This window comes from Cryobacterium sp. M15, assembly GCF_002929675.1.
GTDB lineage: Bacteria > Actinomycetota > Actinomycetes > Actinomycetales > Microbacteriaceae > Cryobacterium > Cryobacterium lyxosi.
The window spans coordinates 79,786-101,118 of sequence record NZ_PJJW01000033.1; the positions used below are offsets into that span (position 1 = coordinate 79,786).

Here is a 21,333-nt window from a genome sequence, read left to right on the forward strand (position 1 = left end):
CTTTGCACCAGTGAGACGCGAACCAGGGACCGGTGCCTGTTTCACGTCACTCACTCCGGACCTGGTTCCGGCGGCTCGGCAGAAGGCGCTGTGACCGGTCGGCTTGCACCCAACTGCCAGCCACGTGAACGTGGAAACAAGCGCGGCGAACACGTATCCAGTTTGAGGTTCGGCCTGCCAGACGCCACAGCTGCGCGGCACGGCATTATCTCTAGCGGGCCGGAGACGCCTAACGCCGCGCCTGCACCCGTTCGATCGCCTTGCCCAGTTCGACGAACAGGAATATCGCAGCAGCCAGGCCGAGGGTGTACCCCCACTCGCGCACACCGATTGGCGCGGACCGGAACCAGAGGTTCATGAAGGGGGTGTACACGAACATGAGTTGCAGTATCAGAAGCGCACCCGTCGAGATCCAGATCGCCGGGTTACCGCGTAACACGGCAAAATTCAAACTGGACGCGTGCAAAAAACGCGAGTTGAAAAGAAAAACGACTTGGCCGAGAGTGAGCATGGTCACCGCGGTGGTTTGCGCTTGCCCAAGAGGTGACCCAATGAAAAGCTCCAGGAAGAAAACCGCGATAGTGGCACCACTGATGAGCAAAGCCACCCAGAGGATGCGGCCCAGGTACGCCTGCCCGATGAGGGATCCACCGGGTTTGCGGGGCTGACGCAGCATTATGCCGGGCTCGGCGGGTTCATAGGCAAGGGCGAGCGAGAGGGTGACGGCAGTGATCAAGTTGACCCAGAGGATTTGCGCTGGCTGAAGAGGCAAGGTGAATCCGAAGAGCACGGCGACGAGGATGACCAATGATTGTGCGGCAGTGGTGGGCAATAAAAAAACGATCGACTTCTGCAGGTTGTCACGGATGCGGCGCCCTTCTTCAATGGCCCGCTCGATGGTCGCGAAGTTGTCGTCGGCGAGAACGATATCTGCGGCCTCTTTGGTCGCCTCTGTTCCTTTGATCCCCATTGCGACCCCGACGTCGGAGCGGGTAAGCGCGGGGGCATCGTTGACGCCGTCGCCCGTCATCGCGACGACCTCCTTATGGGCTTGTAAAGCCTTGACGATGCGTAGCTTGTGTTCAGGGCTGGTGCGGGCGAACACGTCGACGTCGCGCACGACCCGAATGAGCTGGTCCTGGCTCATCGCTTGCAGTTCGGCGCCGGTAATCACCCGCGCGTTCGCCTCGGGGGTGATGCCCATCTCACGGCTGATGGCGCGCGCAGTGCCCGCATGGTCGCCAGTGATCATCTTTACCCGAATACCAGCAGCATGCATGGTCGTGATCGCTGTGATCGCCTCTGGCCGGGGCGGGTCGACGATGCCGACCACACCAAGAAACAGCATTCCGTTGCCAATATCTTCGATGTTTAAATCGACCATCCCGTCGGTTGCGGCGCCGCGTGCGGCGGCAAGCACACGCAGGCCCTGCGCGCTGAGATCATCGACACAGGTATCCCAGAAAGCCGCATCGATCGGTTCTAGGTTTCCGTCAGCACCGAGCTGCAGACTACTTCGCTCGAGCACTTCTCCCGGGGCCCCCTTGAGAAGAATCTGCACCTTCCCGTCGGGGCCCTTATCGAGCGTGGCCATGAATTTGTTGTCGGACTCAAACGGTATGACCGCCATTCGTTTCCAGCCGGCGGCATCAAAGTTGGTCTTGAGGGCGAGAGTTCGCAGTGCGCCCTCGGTCGGTTCACCGACAACGCGCCAGTGGCCGTCCGCCTCGGTAACACAGGCATCGTTGCAGAGAGCCATGACGGTGACGAGTTCGGTCAAGTCGGGACGGGTATCGAGCGAGGCGGGTTCGTCATCGACACTGACCGTGCCGACGGGCTCGTAACCTATGCCGGTGACGCGGTAGTGAGCGGCTCGGGTGACGGCGCTTCGCACCGTCATCTCGTTGCGGGTGAGTGTGCCGGTCTTGTCGGAGCAGACGGTGGTGACCGAGCCGAGCGTTTCGACCGCGGTGAGTTTGCGCACGATGGCTCGACGTTTCGCCATCTGCTGTACACCGAGGGCCAAGGTGATAGTGACAAGAGCCGGCAGGCCCTCGGGAATAGCCGCTACCGCGAACCCGATAGCTGCCGACAGCAGATCATTGGCGTTTTGATCGTGCAGCAGACGCCCGATCACGAGCATGATGCCGGCTACGCCCAGAATGAGCAGTGTTATCTTCTTGCCGAACGAGTCCAACTGCCGAGTTAGTGGCGTAGCGAGGCTGTGCACCCCAGTGAGCATGGACTGGATACGGCCGATCTCCGTGTCGACACCGGTGCCGGTGACGACGCCGATTCCCCGACCGGTGGTAACGATTGTGCCCGAGTAGAGCATGCTGTGCCGGTCACCAATTCCCGAATCAGCAAGGACCGGGCTGGTCTTCTTTTCAGTAGGAACCGACTCGCCCGTGAGCGCAGACTCCTCCACACGCAGTGTCGTTGCCTCGATCAGTCGCGCATCGGCGGGCACCTTGTCCCCGGATTTAACCCGCACAATATCGCCGGGCACGAGCGCTTCCGCATCGACGTCAACCCACACACCATCGCGGCGAACATACGCGTGCAAGGACAGCATCCGGCGGATACCGTCCAGCGCCTTCTCAGCCCGGCCCTCCTGCAGGAAACCAATCACCGCGTTGATCACCGCTACGGCGAAAATGACCGAGGCATCGATCCAATCGCCAAAGATCGACTTCAGCACGGCAGCGGCCAGCAATACGTAAATGAGCACGTCGTTGAAGTGAGCCAGAAACCGCAGAACCGGATTTTTGGTCGGTGGGGCAGCCAGCAGGTTCACACCATAGGCGGCCAGCCGTTTCTCTGCAGCGCTGACGCTCAAGCCCTGCGGCGTCGAGTCGAGATCCGCGAGAACCTTTTCTACCGGGCGCGCATAGGGAACATGCGCCCGCAAAAGCGTCTCCGTCTGGGATGTAACGCTCATGAAAGCACCGTCTCGTAGGGGCCTCGCGTCGAAACCCGGGTGGTTGATGTAGGAATTCGATACGTCGACCCAACCGCTCCGGCGGAGTTGCTATTTATCCAGGTTGCCGTTCGGTACGAGCGGAGGTATGTCGGCTAGGTGCGGCATGACCACGACCGGGCACGGCATACTGATCAGCAGGTCGTGAACGACCGAGCCGAGTAACAGCCCCGTCATCATCCCCCGTCCGTGGGTTCCCACCACGACCATGTCAGCGTCCTCAGCCGCGTTGGTGAGGACCACAGCAGCAGATCCGTGTTCGAGGGTGTCTCGAACCATCACGGTCGGATGCTCGGCGCGAACCCGTTTGACCACTCCTGCCAAAACTGCAGCGTGTGCCATCCGTATCTCGTCATAAGGACTAGCACCAGCGCTCAACCATCCGAGAGCGAGAAGGGTGGGGATGCGCCACGCATGCACGACCGACAGTTCACGGCCGAGCCGCTCAGCTTCCCGAGCGGCGAAGTCCACCGCAAGGTGAGAGGTTTCATCGTCATCCACGCCGACGACGATGGCACCGTTACAAGGCGTCCAATCTGTGGGCACGATAACGAGGGGGCAGGTCACACCCGCTGCGATCTGGTGGCGCAATGTTCCATAGAGGGAGCCTGCGGCCTCACGCGTACCGATAACCATCAGATCGGCATCCGCGGCGGAAATCAACAGCTCATGGCGCGGCGCGCCTCGTCGTACCGACGTCATCACCTGCACGGCGGGCGCGTCGCGACCCACCCGATTCGCGGCATCCATCAACATCTGCTCGTAAGCGGGAAGAACCCGGTCCTTCGTAATGGTCGGCGGCAATCTGGCCAGATCAATAACGGTGGTGAGTTCCAGGGATACCTGAGTAGTACGGGCACGCTCGATCACCCAGTCGAGCGCAGCGGGACTTCCCGTGCCGCCGTTTACTGCGAGAACAATTGTCTCGGTCATATCGTTTGCTCTCCTCGATCTCAGGGAGAATTGGTGCCCGGGCTATCACTTCACGATCTCACTAAAACACAGTTACCGAAAAAAAACGATAAATACGTGTAACCCGATCTGCGGCGTCACACAGCAACCCGACAAGGATGCCGGCACTGCCTGAACATGCGGTGTCGGGGTCTGTCGCCGACGACCTGACAATCAACCTGCCTGAACAGCCCTCCGCTGCAACGGACATGGCTTTCCAGAGTAAAGGCCGCGAACGGGCAACCCCGACTAGCCGTGCGTTTTGGGATAGCGGTCGCAACGAGCCTCACGGGGCCGATCCAAGACCGGGCAACCGGCGCCATGGCTTTCGAACGTTGTAACCAGGTTGGTCAGGCCGCTAAGACGAGATGACGATTTCGGGCAGCACCCAAAGTGACCAGTTTGCGCGTTAGAAACCGAGGCGCCCGAGCTGCTTCGGGTCGCGCTGCCATTCCTTGGCGATTTTCACACGCAGCGAGAGAAAGACGCGCTTACCGACAAGGGGCTCGATCTGCTTGCGCGCGCGGGTACCGACGTCCTTGAGCCGGCTGCCCGACTTGCCGATGATGATGCCCTTCTGGCTGTCCCGTTCCACGAACAGGTTGGCGTAGATTTCGACGAGTTCCTGGTCGTCGCGCTCGATGATGTCGTCGATGGTCACGGCGATCGAGTGCGGCAGCTCGTCGGTGACTCCCTCGAGGGCTGCCTCACGAATGAACTCCGAGATGCGCGACTCAAGGGTCTCGTCCGTGACGGCGTCGGCTGGATAAAGCGGGGCATCCGCGTACGGCAGCAGGCGCAGTAGTTCGGTTGCGAGGATGTCCAGCTGGATGCGGCTGGTGGAGGAAATCGGAACGATCGCCTCCCAGTCCCGCAGCTGCGAAACAGCGAGCAACTGGTTGGCGACGTTGGTTTTGGAGGACGCATCAATCTTGGTGACGATGGCGACCTTTTTTGCACGGGGGAAGGCATCCAGTTGCTCGTTGATGAATTTGTCCCCCGGACCGATCGGCTCGTTGGCCGGGATGCAGAGACCGATCACGTCGACGCCGGCCAGGGTCGCGGTGACGAGGCTGTTGAGTCGTTCACCGAGAAGGGTGCGCGGACGGTGGATACCGGGGGTGTCCACCAGAATGAGCTGGCCATTCTTCTGGTGCACGATGCCGCGAATGGCGCGGCGGGTGGTTTGCGGCTTCGATGAGGTGATCGCAACTTTCTCGCCCACCAGCGCGTTTGTCAGGGTGGACTTGCCCACGTTGGGACGTCCCACGAACGAGACGAATCCTGCTCGGTACCCGCTCGGGTGGGGCTCGGTTGCTCCGGTCATGACCGTTCTCCTTCATCATCAAAAACTGTGCTGTTGTTCGTTACCGTGAGGAATGCTGTTTGCGCATTGATCAACGCCTGGTCTCGCTCCACCAGCACGGTGCTGATGCGCTTGCGGCGGCCTTCGGTGCGCTCGGCGGTGAGGTTGAGCCCACTGACCGAAGCGACCGACCCGGCAACGGGAAGTCGCCCGAGGGCTTTGGCCAGCAGACCACCCACCGAGTCGACGTCGTCATCGTCGAGTTCGAGATCGAACAGCTCCCCCAGTTCGTCGACCGGCAGTCGAGCACTCACCCGAAAATGCCCATCACCGAGGTCTTCGACCTCGACCACGTCACGGTCGTACTCGTCGGAAATGTCGCCGACGAGCTCCTCGATCAGGTCTTCGAGGGTGAGCAGTCCGGCGATTCCACCGTACTCGTCGACGACCATGGCCAGGTGATTGGACTCCAACTGCATCTGCCGCAGCATGTCGTCGGCCTTCTTCGACTCCGGCACGAACACGGCCGGCCGAGCCAGGTCGGCCACGGTGAGCTGGAGCGCGTTGATCGGCCGCTCGAAGACCAGTCGGGCCACATCGCGAAGGTAGAGAATGCCGGCGACGTCGTCGACCTCACCATCCAACACGGGCAGGCGCGACGTGCCGCTGCTCAGGAACAAGCCCATCGCCGCGTCGATACTGGCGTCGGCGTCGATGGTGATCATGTCGGTGCGCGGAATCATCACCTCACGCACGACCGTCTCACTGAACTCGAAGATGGAGTGGATGAGTTCGCGGTCGTCTTCTTCGATCACATCAAGCTCGGTGGCCTCGTCCACCATGCTGAGCAGCTGGTCTTCGGAGGTGAATGTCGCGAGCTTGGTGCGCCCGGGCGTGACCCGGTTACCGAGGGCGACGAGGGCGTTCGCGATGGGTCCGAGCAGAACGCGTCCGACGTGCACGAGCAACGCAGTCGCGGCCAGCAAGCCGACCGGGTGGGCCCGTCCGACGCTGCGCGGGCTGGCACCGACGAGCACGAACGACACCGAGGTCATGATGAGCGCCGACAGCAGCAAAGCGAGCCACACGGCCTCGATCGTGGTCGCGAAGACCAGGGTGACCAGGACGGCGGCTGTGGTCTCGGCGGTGATCCGAATGAAATTGATCGCGTTCAGGTGCGCGCCGGCATCGTCGGCGATGGCCTGTAACGACCGTTTGGCGCGATGATGCGCCACCATGCTCGCGATGTCCGCCCGGGACTGAGTCATGATCGCGGCGTCAACGGCGGCCATCAGTCCGGCAAAAACGACCAGGACCACGGCCGGGTAAATGAACCAGACGATGTGCATCAGTGGCGTTGTCGTTCCTGCATGGCGAAAGCGATGAGGATATCGCGCTGAATACCGAACATCTCCTTCTCCTCGGCCGGTTCCGCGTGATCAAAGCCGAGTAGGTGTAGCACGCCGTGGGTGGTGAGCAGCAGCAGTTCATCGAGAGTACTGTGGCCGGCAGTTTCCGCCTGCTCCTTGGCGACTTGCGGGCAGAGCACGATGTCACCGAGCAGACCCGGCGGGGTTTCCTCCTCCTCGGTACCGGGGTGCAGTTCGTCCATCGGGAAGCTCAGCACGTCGGTGGGGCCGGGTTCATCCATCCACTGCACGTGCAGCTGTTCCATGGCGCCCTCATCGACGAGCACGATAGCCAGCTCGGCATCGGCGTGCACGTGCATGGTGTCGAGCGCGAAGGCAGCGAGGCGCAAAATGGCGGCTTCATCGACCGGGATAGCCGACTCGTTGTTAACTTCGATACTCAACTGGAACTCCGTTTCGGGGTGCGGCCCGAAGCGCTCGTGCGCTGGGGGCCACGGGTGGCAAATTCTCGGGCTTCAGCCGTCTCTTGGCGAAGGGCCTGCTTCTGCGCGTCGTACTCGGTGTAGGCATCGACGATGCGCCCAACAAGCGAGTGCCGCACGACATCGGCGCTGGTCAAGTACGCAAAGTGGATATCGTCGATCCCGTCGAGCACGCGCGTGACCAGTTTCAGGCCGCTCGTGCCGGCCGGCAGATCGATCTGGGTGACGTCTCCGGTGATGACCATCTTCGAGCCGAACCCCAGGCGGGTCAGGAACATCTTCATCTGCTCCGGCGTGGTGTTCTGGGCTTCGTCGAGCACGACAAAGCTCGCGTTGAGGGTGCGCCCGCGCATGTAGGCCAGCGGTGCCACCTCGATCGTGCCAGCAGCGAGTAATTTGGGAATGAGCTCGGGGTCGAGCATTTCGCCGAGCGCATCGTAGAGCGGGCGCAGGTACGGGTCGATCTTGTCGGTGAGGGTGCCAGGCAGAAAACCCAGTCTTTCCCCAGCCTCCACGGCCGGGCGAGTCAGGATGATGCGCTCGACCTCTTTGTTCTGCAGCGCCCGCACCGCTTTGGCCATGGCCAGATAGGTCTTGCCCGTTCCGGCCGGGCCGATACCGAATACGATCGTGTTGTCGTCGATCGCATCGACATAGTCCTTCTGCCCGATCGACTTGGCCCGAATGCTCTTGTTCCGTGCTGTGAGGATGGGAGCGCCCAGTTGAGCGGATGGACTCACCGAACTGTCGGCAGCGAGCATCCGCGCTGACGTGGCGACCTCGGCCTCGCCGAGATCATGGCCAGTGCGCAGTGCCAGCTGCAGTTCCTCGATCAGCCGACGCACTGCCGCTACCTCGCCAGCCGAGCCGCTCAGGGTGACCTCGTTGCCGCGCACGTGCACGTCCACCTTGGGGTGGGCAGCCTCTATGGTACTCAGGTAGCGATCTTCGGGCCCGAGCAGGCGCACCATGGCAACGCCATCGATGGTGAAGCGCAACTCGGTGGTGACGCTGGCGGCGGAGTTGCCGGATTTCGCGTTGTGGGGCTCAGAGGGCGCCAAGCGAGTCCTCCCCGAGGGATTCGGTCGGTTCCTGACTGCCCAGCACGTGGGCGTGTACGTGGAACACGGTCTGGCCGGCGGCCGCCCCGGTGTTGAAGACGAGGCGGAACTGCCCGTTGGTTCGTTCGGCAGCGATGCGCTCGGCTACCGAGACGAGTTCGGCCAAAAGGGCCGGGTTGCCTGCGGCCAGTTCGACGACGTTCTGATACTGCGGGTCTTTGGTGGTGATGACGACGTGCACCGGAGCTTTCGGGGCAATGTCGAGGAACGCGATGATGTGTTCGGTCTCGGCGACGATCGTCGCTGGAATCTCACGCGCGATGATGCGGCTGAAAATGGTCGGTTCAAAACCGGAAGAAGACATGCCTCTATCTTAAGCGGCGCTACCAGCGGCCGAAGGTCGCATTGAGGATTGCGAGGGCAGCGGGACCGGCGGTCGACGTGCGAAGCACGGTGTCACCGAGGCGTACCTGGGTCGCGCCGGCTTGTTCCAGCAGAAGTAGCTCGGCCGGGGAGATTCCACCCTCGGGCCCAACGACGAGCAGAATGTCGCGGTCGTCGGTGGGCGCGGCCACCTCGGTGAGGCGACCGCTCGCGGTCGGCTCGAGCAGCAGCATCCGTGTGGTGGCGGCGAGCACGGCCAGTTGTTTGGTGCTGGCGAGCGGCGCGACCTCTGGCAACCAGGCCCGAATGGACTGTTTGCTGGCCTCGCGCACAATGCTGACCCAGCGTTCGTGGCCTTTGGCTATCTTCGGGCCCTCCCATTTGGTGATGGAACGGGATGCGGCCCAGGGAATGACGCCATCGACACCGAGTTCGGTGGCGGCTTGAACGGCAAGCTCGTCGCGATCACCCTTGGCGAGGGCCTGTACCAGACGGATGCGCGGCGTCGCCACCGCGGTCTCGCTCGCGTCATCCACGCGCAGGGTCAACACCGTAGCCTCCGCTGTCAGCACCGTCCCCTGCACCAGCAACCCGGCTCCATTGCCTAAGCGCAGCCGGTCTCCGGGACGAACCCGGCTCACCGTGACCGCGTGCCGTGCCTCAGCGCCATCAACGGAAACGACCTCCCCCGGGCGACACTGCGCCGCCCGGAGCGTTTCCTGCAGATAGAAATGTGCCACGTCAGCCGAGGAACCGGTCGCGCAGCTTCGCGAACAAGCCCTGCTGGTACTGGCTCAGGGTCGGCGCAGGCGCGGCGTAACGGGCAGCGAACTGCTCGATCAGGTCGCGTTCCTTGTGGTCGAGCTTGGTGGGCGTAAGCACGTGGATGCCGATCTTCAGGTCGCCTCGCCCGCTGCCGCGCAGCTTGGTGATACCACGATCCTTGATCGTGAGCACTTCTGAGCTTTGCGAACCTGCGCGAATCTCCACCTCGATATCACCGTCGAGCGCTTTCACGGTGACGTTGGTGCCAAGAATTGCGTTCGTCATCGACACGTCGAGCGAGCACATGAGGTCGTCGCCGTCGCGACTGAACACGTCGTGGTGGCGCACCTTCATCTCGAGGTAGAGGTCACCATTCGGACCGGCGGCCGGACCCGCCTCTCCGCTGCCGGGCATCTGCAGGCGCAGGCCGGTGTCGACTCCGGCCGGAATGTCCACCGGAACCGTACGCCGGGCGCGCACGCGGCCCTGCCCGGAACAGGTCATGCACGGCGTCGCGATGATAGTGCCGTAACCGCGGCAGGAGCCGCACGGGCTCGACGTCATCACGTTGCCGAGCAGAGACCGAACGGCGCGCTGGATGCTGCCGGTACCGTGGCAGATGTCGCAGGTGATCGGTGATGTACCGGGGGCGCAGCAGGAACCCTTGCAGGTGTCGCAAACGATCGCGGTGTCGACCTCGAGGTCGCGGTGCGTGCCGAAGATGACCTCATCGAGGTCGAGTTCAACCCGGATAAGGGCGTCCTGGCCGCGTTCGCGGCGGGACCGCGGGCCGCGGCTGCTGCCGCCTCCTCCGCCGAAGAAGGTCTCGAAGATGTCGCCGAAGTTACCGAAGTTCTGGCCGTCGAACCCGCCGTTCTGACCGCCACCCTGGTCGTATTTCTGACGCTGTTTCGCGTCGCTCAGCACGTCATAGGCATGGGTGATGCTTTTAAACCGTTCCGACGCTTCAGCGCCGGGGTTCACGTCGGGGTGCAGTTCACGGGCAAGGCGTCGATAGGCCTTTTTGATTTGGTCGGTGGTTGCGTCGCGGTCAACGCCGAGAGCTTCGTAGTGGTCAGCCAAAGGTGGCTCTCCTTGAGTTTTTTATGATGATGATTCTGGTTCTGGTGATGTGGTCTCTGCCGCCGAGGCGGCAACAGATTTAGGTCTCGCCGAGCAGTCGGGAGAGATAGCGAGCGACGGCGCGCACCGCCGCCATGTTATTGGAGTAATCCATGCGCGTGGGACCAAGCACGCCCAGGCGGGCGAGGTTGCCGTTCGCGCTGTAGCCGCTGGTCAACACGCTTGCCTCGGGCAGGCCGAACGCCGCGTTCTCCCGGCCAATGCTCACCGAAACTCCGTGTTGGTCGGTCTCCATCTCGCCGAACAGTCGCAGCAGTACCACCTGCTCTTCGATGGCTTCGAGCACCGGGTAGATGCTGCCGGAGAAATCTTCCTCGGTGCGCACAAGGTTCGCTGCCCCGGCCATGACGAGTTTATCTTGGCGGTTGGCGCCGATTTGGTCGGCGAGGGTGCTCGTGATGAGGTCGATGAGCGGTTGCAGCATCGGCGCGCCCGGCCACACGCTCGCGGCGAGGGCGGCTCTGGCCTCGGCCATGCCGAGTCCGACGACAGCGACATTGAGTCGGGCGCGCACTTCTACGAGGGTCTGCTCATCGAGCGCCCGCGGCAAATCGATCACGCGCTGTTCCACCCCGCCGGAATCCGTGATCAGCACCGACAGGATGCGCGTCTCGGTCAGGGGCACGAACTCGATGTGCCGTACCTTGGCGCGAGACACAGAGGGATACTGCACGAGCGCGACCTGATGAGTGAGCTGGGAGAGCAGTCGCACACTGCGCACGAGCACTTCGTCAAGGTCGGCGGCGTGACCCAGAAAGGTTTCAATGGCCTGACGTTGCGCCGGCGTGAGTGGCCGCAGATCAGCGAGGTGGTCGACGAAAACTCGGTAGCCCTTATCGGTGGGGATGCGCCCCGACGAGGTGTGCGGCGCTGCGATCAGGTCTTCTTCTTCGAGGAGAGCCATGTCGTTACGAATGGTGGCAGCGGAGACGCCGAAGGCGTGGCGATCAACGATGGATTTGGAGCCGACGGGTTCACGAGAGGCAACGTAGTCCTGCACGATGACGCGCAACACATCGAGGCCACGGTCGGAAACCATTGCGCCCACCTTCCTGATTCGTGAGGTCCAGCTTGAGTTCTGCGGATGCCGCTCACCGCGCGCTCTAAGGGTCACACGGGAAGGTACGTTTGCCAGCACATCGTTGGCACTCGCATCCACTGACTGCTAATCATATCGCGACTGCCTGAGCAGACCCATTGCCAGCAGTTCGAAGCGAGGGTTTAATTACGCGTATACCGCCCAGCGCGTTCAGTGAGGGGGACGATCATGAGCGATCCACAGTCACAATCTTTGAACGCCCCAAACAATCGTGAACCGAACGTCGAAAAAGCCACGGGACGGCCGGAACTACCGATATCCGTGGTCGATTCCGGTCAGTTCACCATTGACATGGTTAGTCTGGAGGGGGTAGACGTGGCAACTGCACGACTGAATGAGTGGCTCCGGCGACTAAGCACCGGAACCGCCGCGACCAGGCCAACTTACTCGAACAGGAGACCACATGTCCGAGAACGATCCGCGCACGAACCCCTATGAATCCACCCCGCCGCAAAATCCCTACTCGCAAAATATCCCTCGCCGGCCGATGAGCCCGGCCGACGAGAAGATGTGGGCGACTTTGATTCACGTCGGCGGCATTCTGCTCGTTTTTCTACCCGGCCTGATCGGTTACCTCATGCTGCGCGATCGTGGTCCGTTCATTCGGGCGCACAGCGCAACGGCGTTGAATTTTCAGATCACCCTGACGATCGTTTATGTGGTGGCAACCGCGTTGACGAGCATACTGATCGGATACCTGATTCTGCCGGTCGCCTTCGCCCTCGGCATCATTTTCTCGATCCTGGCCGCGCTGGCAGCCAATCGCGGCCAGGGCTACGCCTACCCGCTCACCATCAAATTCTTTAGCTAATCGCTGAGGCGCCGCACCACGGCGTCGGCCAGAAGTCGCCCGCGTAGGGTCAGTTCCACTGTTCCGGTCAGGGCGGCTCTGGCATTGATGAGTTCGTCGGCGATCAGACCGGCCACCTCGACGCGCCCCGCCGCCGACAGCGATGCGACCGGGATTCCGGTGCGGATCCGGCTCTGCAAGAGGATGCGTTCGAGCTCGCGGGTGGGCGCGTCGAGCGTCTCGCGACCAGCGGCCGGTGACAGGCCGCCCAGCATCCGTTCGGAGTAGGCGGCCGGATGCTTGACGTTCCACCAGCGCACGCCGCCGACGTGGCTGTGGGCGCCGGGGCCGACGCCCCACCAGTCCTGGCCGGTCCAGTAGGCGAGGTTGTGTCGGGATCTGTGGGCGTCGCTCGTCGCCCAGTTACTGACCTCGTACCAGTCGTACCCGGCGGCAGCGAGAAGTTCGTCGGCCAGCTCGTAGAAGTCAGCCTGCTGGTCGTCGTCGGTCGGCGCGATCTCGCCGCGGCGAATCTGCCGGGCGAGCTTGGTACCGTCTTCGACGATGAGCGAATAGGCGCTCAGGTGGTCGGGATGCAAACTGAGCGCCTGTTCGAGACTCGTGCGCCAATTCGCGAGGGACTCCCCCGGCGTGCCGTAGATCAGGTCGAGGCTCACGTCGAGCCCGGCGGCGCGGGCCCACTCCACGACGAGCGGCACCCGCTCGGGGTCGTGGGTGCGCTCCAGCGTGGCGAGCACGTGCGGCACGGCAGACTGCATGCCGAACGACACCCGGGTGAATCCAGCGTCGGCGAGGGCACCGAGGTAGGCGGCGTCGACCGAGTCTGGGTTGGCTTCGGTGGTGACCTCGGCGCCGTCTGCCAGACCCCACTGCTCGCGCACCGCAGCGAGCATGCGGGTCAGGTCGGTCACCGGCAGTAGCGTCGGCGTACCTCCCCCAAAGAACACCGTGGCGACTTCGCGTGCCGGCACACCGGACGCGGTGAGGATGCGGGCGGCCGCATCGACCTCGAGCACGGCCTGGCTGGCATAGTCGCTTTGTTTGACGCCGCGTAGTTCGGTCGCCGTATAGGTATTGAAGTCGCAGTAGCCGCAGCGCACCCGGCAGAACGGCACGTGCAGGTACACACCGAAATCGCGTTCGGCCGCACTGACGACCGCTGACGCGGGAAGGAGTCCGTCGTCGGGTGCTGGGTCGCCGACGGGGTGGGGTCCGGCCATGGATAGAGCTCCAGTACGCTTGTTATTTGATGCGCGTTATTTGATGCGCGTTATTTGTTGCGCGTTATTTGATCGCGCCGACGGGATGCAGGGCCCGCAGGTACAGCTTGGTGAATTTCGCCTGCTGAAAGCGCAGCACCGGCCAGGCCAGGCGGTAGTACCAGGTGCTGGCCCGTGAGAAGGAGCGGATGGTCAGCCAGACCGAGTCGTCGTCCCGGTGTTCGACGATGAAGGATTCCTCGCCGCTCTCGGGGTGACCCGTCAGAGTTCCGTACGCGAACCCGATGCGGGCGGCCTCGTCGATAACGTAGACCACGCGCACCGGCGCGGTCACGGCGAAGAGCCAGACCCTCATTTTCAACGTCGCGGTCATACCGTTGGCGATATATGGCGTGCCGTCGTCTGCGAAAGTCGCTTCATTGACCGGATGCTGCTGCCCGACTGCCGGGGTGCCGTCGGCTTGAAAGGTGACCGGGGTGTACTGCACGCCGGTACCGTTCTCAAGATCGGTCACCTCCATACCGCTGCCGCGCTGGATTCCCCACGTCATCAGCAACTTGGTCGCGGCTGCGAACCGTTCGTGGGAACTGCCCAGCTTCACGCTCTGTTCCATCGGGCGGTAACCCTTGGGCGGATAGCTCATCAGATCGGGCGCCAGCGTGCCGCCGATGGCAGCGTAGCTGACGGCGGCGTCGGTGAAAGTAGCCCTGCGCATCTGTTTTACTTCTTGTCTTTCGTCTCAATGTCCCCCGACAGTGCCGCGATGAACGCTTCCTGGGGAACTTCGACCCGGCCGACCATCTTCATGCGCTTCTTGCCCTCTTTCTGCTTCTCCAGCAGTTTGCGCTTGCGCGAGATATCACCGCCATAGCACTTGGCGAGCACGTCTTTACGCATCGCCGAAATGCTCTCGCGGGCGATGATGTGGGCGCCGATCGCGGCCTGGATGGGCACCTCGAACTGCTGGCGCGGAATAAGTTTGCGCAGGCGCCCGGTCATGAGAGCGCCGTAGGCATAAGCCTTGTCCCGGTGAACGATGGCAGAAAATGCGTCAACCTGCTCGCCCTGCAGCAGGATGTCGACCTTGACCAGGTCGGCTTCCTGCTCGCCGGAGGGCTCGTAGTCGAGTGAGGCGTAGCCGGCGGTGCGGCCCTTGAGCATGTCGAAGAAGTCGAACACGATCTCACCCAGCGGCATCGTGTAGCGAATCTCGACGCGGTCTTCGCCGAGGTATTCCATACCGAGAAGCGTGCCGCGGCGGCTCTGGCACAACTCCATAATGACGCCGACATAGTCTTTGGGCGCGAGGATGGCGGCCTTGACCATGGGTTCGAGCACTTTGGCGATCTTTCCGGTGGGGTATTCGCTCGGGTTGGTCACCGTGACGGTGCGCTTATCGTCGGTGGTCACCTCGTACGGCACGCTTGGCGCCGTCGTGATCAGGTCGATGTTGAATTCACGCTCGAGGCGTTCGGTGATGATCTCGAGGTGAAGGAGGCCGAGGAAGCCACAGCGAAACCCGAAACCGAGGGCGACGGAGGTCTCCGGCTCGTAGCCGAGACTCGCGTCGGAGAGCTTGAGCTTGTCGAGGGCCTCGCGCAGCGCCGGGTAGTCGCTGCCATCGATGGGGTACAGCCCGGAGAACACCATGGGCTGCGGTTCGTTATAGCCGGGCAGCGCGTCGGTCGCCGGGCGCAGGGCGGTCGTGATGGTGTCGCCGACCTTGGACTGTCGAACGTCCTTCACGCCGGTGATCAGGTAGCCGACCTCGCCGACCTTGAGTCCCTTACTCTCGATCGGTTCGGGCGAGATGACGCCGATCTCGAGGATCTCGTGGGTCGCCTTTGTCGACATCATCTGGATTTTTTCGTGGGCCTTCAGGTGCCCGTCGATCATGCGCACGTAGGTGACAACGCCGCGATAGCTGTCGTAGACCGAGTCGAAGATCATGGCGCGGGCGGCAGCATCCGGGTTGCCCTTCGGGGCCGGAATCATCGTGGTGGCGAGGTCAAGCAGTTCCTGCACCCCGGCGCCGGTTTTGCCGGACACGCGCAGCACGTCTTCGGGCCGGCCCCCGATGAGGCTCGCCAGTTCGCGGGCGTACTTGTCGGGGTCAGCGGCCGGCAGGTCGATCTTGTTCAGCACCGGAATGATCGTGAGGTCGTTCTCGAGGGCGAGGTAGAGGTTGGCGAGGGTCTGGGCTTCAATGCCCTGGGCCGCGTCGACGAGCAGGATGGCACCCTCGCAGGCAGCGAGGCTGCGGGAGACCTCGTAGGTGAAGTCGACGTGGCCGGGGGTGTCGATCATGTTCAGCGCGTAGGTGACGCCGTCCAGCTCCCACGGCATGCGCACGGCCTGGCTCTTGATGGTGATGCCGCGCTCACGCTCGATATCCATGCGGTCCAGGTACTGGGCCCGCATGGAACGCTCGTCGACGACGCCGGTGATCTGCAGCATCCGGTCGGCGAGCGTCGACTTGCCATGGTCGATGTGGGCGATGATGCAAAAGTTGCGGATGAACTCGGGGGCTGTGGCGGCCGGTTCCAGCGCGTGAAGGGCTCGAGGTGACATAGTTCACCCATTCTTCCACGCTCGGTGCACGTTGACGTTCGACGCGACTGGTGGCGTCGAACGGGAGGGCAACTTTGCACCAGCCTGCTCACCCCGCCAGGCGTGGACTGCGCCCCGTGAGGGTCACCAGCGTGCTGCCGGCTGGGCCAACCTTTCGGGCGAATCAAACAGGTGTGGCGCAGCCCGGGGCGGACGCCCAGCTGACTGGCCCCGCGGCTGGCTAGGCTCACGGGCATGGCGACTCCCGAGGCCCTCGTGCCGGTTCTGCTCGTGCACGGCATCCGCACCTCGGCCACGATGTGGCGTTTTCAAGAGGAGCGGTTGCGTGCGGCCGGGTATCCCGTGCTCGCGATTGATCTGCCGGGACACGGGCAGCGGATGAGCGAGCCGTTCACGGTGCCGGCCGCGCTCGCCGCCATCGACGACGGAGTGGCAGACCTCGGCGGCCGGGTGCTGTTGGTCGGGCTCTCGCTCGGCGGCTACTACGCCGTGGCCTACGCCGGAGAGCACCCTGATCGAGTGGCCGGACTGGTGGCTGCGGGCTGTAGCGCCGTGCCGAAGGGAATGTTGCTCGAGGGGTATCGGCTGCTGGCCCGTTGGATTCATCGCCTGCCCGATCGGGGCTTATGGCTGCACGAGGCCATGGTGCACCTCATGCTGCCTTCCGCCGGGGCACACGATGTACTCGCGGGCGGCGCCGCTCTCGACGTGATGGATTCCGGGCTGCGCGCGACCTCGACACTGACTCCGCTGGCCAGCCTGGCCGCGTATCCGGGGCCGATCTGGTTGGTCAATGGCGCGCTCGATCATTTTCGGTTGAACGAGCGGCGCTTCCTTGCCGCCTGCCGCAACGGGAAGGTCGTCGTGGTGCACGGCGCGACGCATCTGGCGAGCCTGGCCCAGCCCGAACGTTTCACGACGATCCTGTTGCGGGTTGCCGGACAGGTGACGGCGCGGCCGCGTCCGGTCTGAGGTCGCGGCATCCGTGTGCGTGCCCGATACGACTGGGGCGCCGCGATCACCGGCGTAGCGCCCGCCGATATCGGGCGCGACCATCTCTCAGGCGACTGGGGCGCGTTTGGGAGTGCAGGTGATTACTGGTACTGTTAGTGGTTGGCTTGCGTGTCGGGTCCCACCCCGCACGATTTTCGCCGCTTGAGCGCCCTCTACCCGCTCAGCGGCTGTCCGTACTCGAACCTAACGAAAGCGTAAACAACGTGGCAAATATCAAGTCGCAGATCAAGCGAATTGGCACCAACAAGAAGGCCCAGGAGCGCAACAAGGCCGTCAAGAGTGAGTTCAAGTCCGCGATTCGCGCGACTCGTACCGCGATTGCCGCCGGCGACAAGGACAAGGCCGTCGTCGGTCTCGCCTTTGCTTCCAAGAAGCTCGACAAGGCCGTCAGCAAGGGTGTCATCCACCAGAACCAGGCTGCGAACAAGAAGTCGGCCATCGCGAAGGCCGTTTCCGCACTCGTCTAATCGACACCCGCACGTGAGGTGATTGTCTCGGCTCCCAGCGAGCGGGTGACGCCCCTCGTCACACAGAAACCCCCGCCTCATCGGCGGGGGTTTTTTGTTCTTGACGTGAGGCCCGGCACGACTCGGTGGTCCGCCTCGCGGGCCGGCAACCCCACTAGACTGACGCGGTGAAGAGCACCCCACCGGCAAGTTTCAGCACCGCCGAAAGCGCCCAGCATCGACGGGCGCACGCTCGTTTTGTCGCCGCGTTGCTCAGCGCCGCAGCTTTCGCCATCGCGGTGTGGCTGGCTGTCAACACGAACGATGCAGTGTCCGGCAGTACGCGCGACCAGCTGCTGATCTCGCTGGCTTCGATCGTGCTTCTAATCATTGGAATCTTGTTCTACCTCAGTGCAGCCGCAACGGGACAGCACGACCCGGAAGACTTCGAACCCGGGCGGCCTGCGCGCATTTCTCGCCACGTCCGATCGTTCTCGAGGCTCGGTGCGGTGTTCGCCGTCGCCGCCCTGCTGGCCGTCGCCGCGCTCGGAGCACTACGCATTCTGGCGCCGCCCGCCGAACGGCCGGTGTCGGTGCAGTTCACCGAGATCAGCGGGCGAGTGCAACTCGAATACTGCCCGGGCCTGCCGTCATCGTTCGAGGCCCTGGCCAGGCCGACCGATCTGGCCAGTTCGTCGACCCTGCTGCCGGTCTGGGTGGCCACCCGGGTGTGTGGCAATCCGAGTTTTCAGCATGGAGTGTGGCTCTACCTGAACCGCGCAAGTATCACGGTTGCCGACGCCGGCGACCGCTGAAATCTGGTGCCACGATGCACCGGCAACCGCTAGTGCTCGCCACGCCGAGAGATCACGCCGATCAGACGTTCCAGCGCGAACACCGGGTCGCGCCCGGCACCCTTCACCGCGGCATCCGTTTCGGCCAGCGCGAGGATACAGCGGGCCAGGCCCTCGTCACTCCAGCCGCGCAGGTCTTTTTGCGCGCGTTCCACCTGCCACGGGGCCAGGCCAAATCGTGCGCCGAGCTGCGCTGACCCGCCACGGGCACCGAACACCTTGGCCATGGTGCGAATCTTCATGGCGAACGCCGCGACGATGGGCACCGGATCGGCCCCCGAAGACAGAGCGTGACGCAGAGTCACCAGGGCCTCACCGTTGCGGCCAGCGATGGCCCAATCGGCTACTTTGAACGCGTTCGTTTCGACCCGGCCACCGTAATACCGATCCACTGTGGTTTCGGTCACCTCGCTCGTCGCGTCAGAGATGAGCTGCTGGCAGGCCGCGGAGAGTTCGGCCAGGTCATCAGAAAACGCTGCGACGAGCTGGCGGAGCGCACTGACCGTGACGCGTTTGCCGGCCGCCTTGAATTCGTTCGACGCAAACTCGTATTTCTCGGTGTCTTTCTTGAGTTCGCTGCAGACAACTTCGATCGCGCCGCCACGACCGCTGCGGATGGTGTCGAGTAGTTTCTTGCCACGCACTCCCCCGCCGTGCCGCAGCACGACGTAGGTATCCTCGGCTGGGTTCTCCAGGTAGTCCAGCGCCTCGGCCAGAAAAATGTCGCTGCATTTTTCGACATTGCTGACCCGAATCAGCCGCGGCTCGCCGAACAGCGACGGGCTTGCGAGGGTGAGCAGCTCACCCGGCGCGTAGCTATCGGCCTGCACGTCGCTGATTTCAAGGCTCGGGTCTTCGCGTTTGAGAAAGTCGCGCAGTTGCCGGATGGCTCGCTCGGCGAGGAACGTTTCGGTGCCGGAGACGAGCACGATCGGGGCCGGACGTACCTCATGCCAGCCGAGCTGGGGAATGACGGTGCCTTTATTCGGTCGCGCGGGCGCTGCCTTGCCGGTGCGGGATCCGGTCGTGGCGGGTCGTACGGCCAAAGCGATCTCCTTGAATTTGGTGCAGGTCTAAAACCAGCCTAACCCGCACCACTGACGCCTGCGCTCGAGTTTCTTGCTCGGCGACGCCTTCCTCAGGCGGCAAAAAGAGCTTCGCGTACCGCGTGCTCGAAGCCACCGACGTGGATCCGCGCGAGGTTAGCGGCTCCGGCCTCATCTCCGTCAATAACGGCACGGAGCAAGTCCACATGCTCATGGACGTGCCTGGTCAGGTCGGGCAGGCGATCCAAGACCATGCACCAAATTCGTGTCGCGAGATTGTCGTAGCGGATCAGGACATCTTCGAGGTGGGGATTGGCGGCGGCGGCATAGATGCCTCGGTGCACGCTGGCGTCCAGCCGCAGTGTTTCGACAACGGATGCTGCGTTCGCGTCGAATGCCTCAACGGCGCGCATGACACTCCGGAGTTGCTCCCTGGCAGACGCCGTAGCAACGCGGGCAGCCCGGGAAGCGGCAAGGGGTTCAAGCTGCATTCGGATTTCGGAAATGAACGCAAGGTCAGTCACCTCCACTCGCGTCGCGAAAGTTCCTCTGCGCGGGTAGGAGACAACAAGGCGATCGAGCTCCAGCCGCTTCAAAGCTTCGCGCACCGGTGTCCGCCCGATGCCAAGGTCCTTGGCCAGCTCATCATCATGAAGTAGACCACCGGGCTTGATGTCCAGCATCAGCAGCCGGTCCCGAATGCGTTCGTAGGCTACATCCGCCAACGACCTCTTTGCGGCAACGTCACCAGCACTCACCCAGGCTTCGACAGCCATCCGTGGACCTCTTTCAATTCAAGTAGGAAGACTATTGACCTCTATCCCCGACCAGTATACGCTCGCACCTAAATCTAATATATCAGTGGCTATTCTTGGAATATATCTAAAGGCGGAGACATGACGCTAATGGCGACAGACTCATCTACCAGCACGCTGCCTCAGTCGGAGGTCACTGGGGAAAACCAGTCGAAAAAGTTCGTTCTTACATTGTCGTGCGTCGAACGCGCAGGCATTGTCCACGCGGTCACCACGTTTCTTTTTGAGCGTGGCTTCAACATTGAAGAACACCAGCAGTTCGATGATGGCCTCCGTGAAACTCTGCACCTGCGCACCGCATTCTCAGGTCCCTCTGTCAACACCCCGGACGGGCTCGAGGAAGAATTCCGTTCGATTGCTGACCGCTTCGACATGAAATTTAGCTTTCATGACGAGACGAAACAACGCATCCTTGTAATGGTGTCCAAATTCGGGCACTGCCTTAACGACCTGCTTTTCCGCTGGCGAGGCGGAAGCCTCAAAGGCGATATTGCCCTTGTGGTTTCCAATCATGAAACCCACCGGTCCATGGTTGAGGCCGCCGGCGTCCCCTTTATTTATCTCCCGGTGACTCCCGAAACCAAATTAGACGCCGAGCAACGCCTGCTGGAACTGGTGGGCGAGCACGACATCGGCCTTGTCGTACTTGCCCGGTACATGCAAGTACTGTCCGATGATCTTTGCCGCTCTTTAGAAGGCCGCGCCATAAACATCCACCATTCCTTCCTCCCAGGATTCAAGGGTGCGCGCCCGTACCACCAGGCCTACGACCGTGGCGTAAAGCTGGTGGGCGCCACGGCCCACTACGTCACTGCGGAACTGGATGAGGGTCCAATCATTGAACAGGAAGTCATCAGGGTCGATCACAGCTATGGACCGACCGCTCTTTCAATAGTCGGACAGGACGCCGAAGCCCTGGCTCTCTCCCGGGCCGTCCGCTGGCACTGCGAACACCGTGTGCTCCTGGATCGGACCAGCACCGTCGTGTTTCGGTAGATCGAAGCCACCACACCAG

Annotated in this window: 20 protein-coding genes; 5 read left to right on the forward strand and 15 right to left on the reverse strand. The window is 62.8% G+C overall.

Translation table 11 applies throughout. From position 1 onward, the window contains the following. Window positions 1–229: 229 nt before the first annotated feature. From CXY83_RS05285 to hrcA, 10 genes are all read right to left on the reverse strand, one after another. The gene (locus CXY83_RS05285; protein WP_104196340.1) at window positions 230–2,941 is read right to left on the reverse strand and encodes an HAD-IC family P-type ATPase; all 2,712 of its coding nucleotides are present in this window, start codon (window positions 2,939–2,941) and stop codon (window positions 230–232) included. 90 nt (window positions 2,942–3,031) lie between these two features. Further along, a complete protein-coding gene (locus CXY83_RS05290; RefSeq protein ID WP_104196341.1) occupies window positions 3,032–3,913 on the reverse strand; it encodes a universal stress protein in 882 nt (293 codons plus the stop codon). Between the two features lie 427 nt (window positions 3,914–4,340). After that, window positions 4,341–5,258, reverse strand: coding sequence for a GTPase Era (era, locus tag CXY83_RS05295; RefSeq protein WP_104196342.1), 918 nt, complete (start codon window positions 5,256–5,258; stop codon window positions 4,341–4,343). Further along, a complete protein-coding gene (locus CXY83_RS05300; RefSeq protein ID WP_174722226.1) occupies window positions 5,255–6,586 on the reverse strand; it encodes a hemolysin family protein in 1,332 nt (443 codons plus the stop codon). Before CXY83_RS05300 ends, era begins: the two co-directional genes overlap by 4 nt. Beyond that, complete coding sequence (gene ybeY, locus CXY83_RS05305) at window positions 6,586–7,050, reverse strand: rRNA maturation RNase YbeY (protein WP_104196344.1); 465 nt, start codon at window positions 7,048–7,050, stop codon at window positions 6,586–6,588. The genes CXY83_RS05300 and ybeY overlap by 1 nt, the downstream gene beginning before the upstream one ends. Beyond that, window positions 7,047–8,150, reverse strand: coding sequence for a PhoH family protein (locus tag CXY83_RS05310; protein WP_369831127.1), 1,104 nt, complete (start codon window positions 8,148–8,150; stop codon window positions 7,047–7,049). Before CXY83_RS05310 ends, ybeY begins: the two co-directional genes overlap by 4 nt. Continuing rightward, the gene (locus CXY83_RS05315; RefSeq protein ID WP_104196345.1) at window positions 8,137–8,514 is read right to left on the reverse strand and encodes an HIT domain-containing protein; all 378 of its coding nucleotides are present in this window, start codon (window positions 8,512–8,514) and stop codon (window positions 8,137–8,139) included. The genes CXY83_RS05310 and CXY83_RS05315 overlap by 14 nt, the downstream gene beginning before the upstream one ends. A 19-nt stretch (window positions 8,515–8,533) precedes the next feature. Next, the gene (locus CXY83_RS05320) at window positions 8,534–9,274 is read right to left on the reverse strand and encodes a 16S rRNA (uracil(1498)-N(3))-methyltransferase (protein WP_104196346.1); all 741 of its coding nucleotides are present in this window, start codon (window positions 9,272–9,274) and stop codon (window positions 8,534–8,536) included. A gap of 1 nt (window position 9,275) precedes the next feature. After that, window positions 9,276–10,382, reverse strand: coding sequence for a molecular chaperone DnaJ (dnaJ, locus tag CXY83_RS05325; protein WP_104196347.1), 1,107 nt, complete (start codon window positions 10,380–10,382; stop codon window positions 9,276–9,278). Window positions 10,383–10,461: 79 nt separating this feature from the next. Next, window positions 10,462–11,481, reverse strand: coding sequence for a heat-inducible transcriptional repressor HrcA (hrcA, locus tag CXY83_RS05330; RefSeq protein WP_104196348.1), 1,020 nt, complete (start codon window positions 11,479–11,481; stop codon window positions 10,462–10,464). Window positions 11,482–11,944: 463 nt separating this feature from the next. Here hrcA and CXY83_RS05335 point away from each other — a divergent pair, with 463 nt between their 5' ends. Further along, window positions 11,945–12,352: a DUF4870 domain-containing protein gene (locus CXY83_RS05335; protein WP_233200617.1), complete on the forward strand. Its 408-nt coding sequence runs from the start codon at window positions 11,945–11,947 to the stop codon at window positions 12,350–12,352. Here the strand turns inward: CXY83_RS05335 and hemW are convergent. The 3 genes from hemW to lepA form a co-directional block, all read right to left on the reverse strand. Then, window positions 12,349–13,572 carry a radical SAM family heme chaperone HemW gene (gene hemW / locus CXY83_RS05340; RefSeq protein ID WP_104196349.1) on the reverse strand — a complete coding sequence of 408 codons (1,224 nt, stop codon included), beginning with the start codon at window positions 13,570–13,572 and terminating at the stop codon, window positions 12,349–12,351. The genes CXY83_RS05335 and hemW overlap by 4 nt on opposite strands. 64 nt (window positions 13,573–13,636) lie before the next feature. Beyond that, window positions 13,637–14,287, reverse strand: coding sequence for a DUF1990 family protein (locus CXY83_RS05345; protein WP_104196350.1), 651 nt, complete (start codon window positions 14,285–14,287; stop codon window positions 13,637–13,639). 5 nt (window positions 14,288–14,292) lie between these two features. Continuing rightward, window positions 14,293–16,143 carry a translation elongation factor 4 gene (lepA, locus tag CXY83_RS05350; RefSeq protein ID WP_104196351.1) on the reverse strand — a complete coding sequence of 617 codons (1,851 nt, stop codon included), beginning with the start codon at window positions 16,141–16,143 and terminating at the stop codon, window positions 14,293–14,295. Window positions 16,144–16,377: 234 nt separating this feature from the next. On the opposite strand from lepA, the gene CXY83_RS05355 reads away from it, so the two are divergent. From CXY83_RS05355 to CXY83_RS05365, 3 genes are all read left to right on the forward strand, one after another. Then, a complete protein-coding gene (locus CXY83_RS05355; protein WP_104196352.1) occupies window positions 16,378–17,115 on the forward strand; it encodes an alpha/beta fold hydrolase in 738 nt (245 codons plus the stop codon). A gap of 245 nt (window positions 17,116–17,360) precedes the next feature. Then, window positions 17,361–17,624 carry a 30S ribosomal protein S20 gene (gene rpsT / locus CXY83_RS05360; protein ID WP_092339797.1) on the forward strand — a complete coding sequence of 88 codons (264 nt, stop codon included), beginning with the start codon at window positions 17,361–17,363 and terminating at the stop codon, window positions 17,622–17,624. Between the two features lie 167 nt (window positions 17,625–17,791). Next, on the forward strand, window positions 17,792–18,418 hold the full coding sequence (locus CXY83_RS05365) for a hypothetical protein (protein WP_104196353.1): 627 nt from the start codon (window positions 17,792–17,794) through the stop codon (window positions 18,416–18,418). Between the two features lie 29 nt (window positions 18,419–18,447). Here the strand turns inward: CXY83_RS05365 and holA are convergent, their stop codons facing one another. After that, window positions 18,448–19,503, reverse strand: a complete 1,056-nt coding sequence (gene holA / locus CXY83_RS05370) for a DNA polymerase III subunit delta (protein WP_146069861.1) — start codon at window positions 19,501–19,503, stop codon at window positions 18,448–18,450. Window positions 19,504–19,595: 92 nt separating this feature from the next. Next, window positions 19,596–20,279, reverse strand: coding sequence for a GntR family transcriptional regulator (locus CXY83_RS05375; RefSeq protein ID WP_104196354.1), 684 nt, complete (start codon window positions 20,277–20,279; stop codon window positions 19,596–19,598). A gap of 120 nt (window positions 20,280–20,399) precedes the next feature. Between CXY83_RS05375 and purU the strand changes: the two genes are divergently transcribed. Beyond that, a complete protein-coding gene (gene purU, locus CXY83_RS05380) occupies window positions 20,400–21,314 on the forward strand; it encodes a formyltetrahydrofolate deformylase (protein ID WP_104196355.1) in 915 nt (304 codons plus the stop codon). The last annotated feature ends 19 nt before the right edge of the window (window positions 21,315–21,333 follow it).

Excerpts from the sequence above, each read along its gene's own strand:
- CXY83_RS05285 (WP_104196340.1), bottom strand. The coding sequence starts at position 2,941 with ATGAGCGTTACATCCCAGACGGAGACGCTTTTGCGGGCGCATGTTCCC.
- CXY83_RS05290 (WP_104196341.1), bottom strand. The coding sequence starts at position 3,913 with ATGACCGAGACAATTGTTCTCGCAGTAAACGGCGGCACGGGAAGTCCC.
- era (WP_104196342.1), bottom strand. The coding sequence starts at position 5,258 with ATGACCGGAGCAACCGAGCCCCACCCGAGCGGGTACCGAGCAGGATTC.
- CXY83_RS05300 (WP_174722226.1), bottom strand. The coding sequence starts at position 6,586 with ATGCACATCGTCTGGTTCATTTACCCGGCCGTGGTCCTGGTCGTTTTT.
- CXY83_RS05315 (WP_104196345.1), bottom strand. The coding sequence starts at position 8,514 with ATGTCTTCTTCCGGTTTTGAACCGACCATTTTCAGCCGCATCATCGCG.
- hrcA (WP_104196348.1), bottom strand. The coding sequence starts at position 11,481 with ATGGTTTCCGACCGTGGCCTCGATGTGTTGCGCGTCATCGTGCAGGAC.
- CXY83_RS05335 (WP_233200617.1), top strand. The coding sequence starts at position 11,945 with ATGTCCGAGAACGATCCGCGCACGAACCCCTATGAATCCACCCCGCCG.
- hemW (WP_104196349.1), bottom strand. The coding sequence starts at position 13,572 with ATGGCCGGACCCCACCCCGTCGGCGACCCAGCACCCGACGACGGACTC.
- CXY83_RS05345 (WP_104196350.1), bottom strand. The coding sequence starts at position 14,287 with ATGCGCAGGGCTACTTTCACCGACGCCGCCGTCAGCTACGCTGCCATC.
- lepA (WP_104196351.1), bottom strand. The coding sequence starts at position 16,143 with ATGTCACCTCGAGCCCTTCACGCGCTGGAACCGGCCGCCACAGCCCCC.
- CXY83_RS05355 (WP_104196352.1), top strand. The coding sequence starts at position 16,378 with ATGGCGACTCCCGAGGCCCTCGTGCCGGTTCTGCTCGTGCACGGCATC.
- CXY83_RS05375 (WP_104196354.1), bottom strand. The coding sequence starts at position 20,279 with ATGGCTGTCGAAGCCTGGGTGAGTGCTGGTGACGTTGCCGCAAAGAGG.
- purU (WP_104196355.1), top strand. The coding sequence starts at position 20,400 with ATGACGCTAATGGCGACAGACTCATCTACCAGCACGCTGCCTCAGTCG.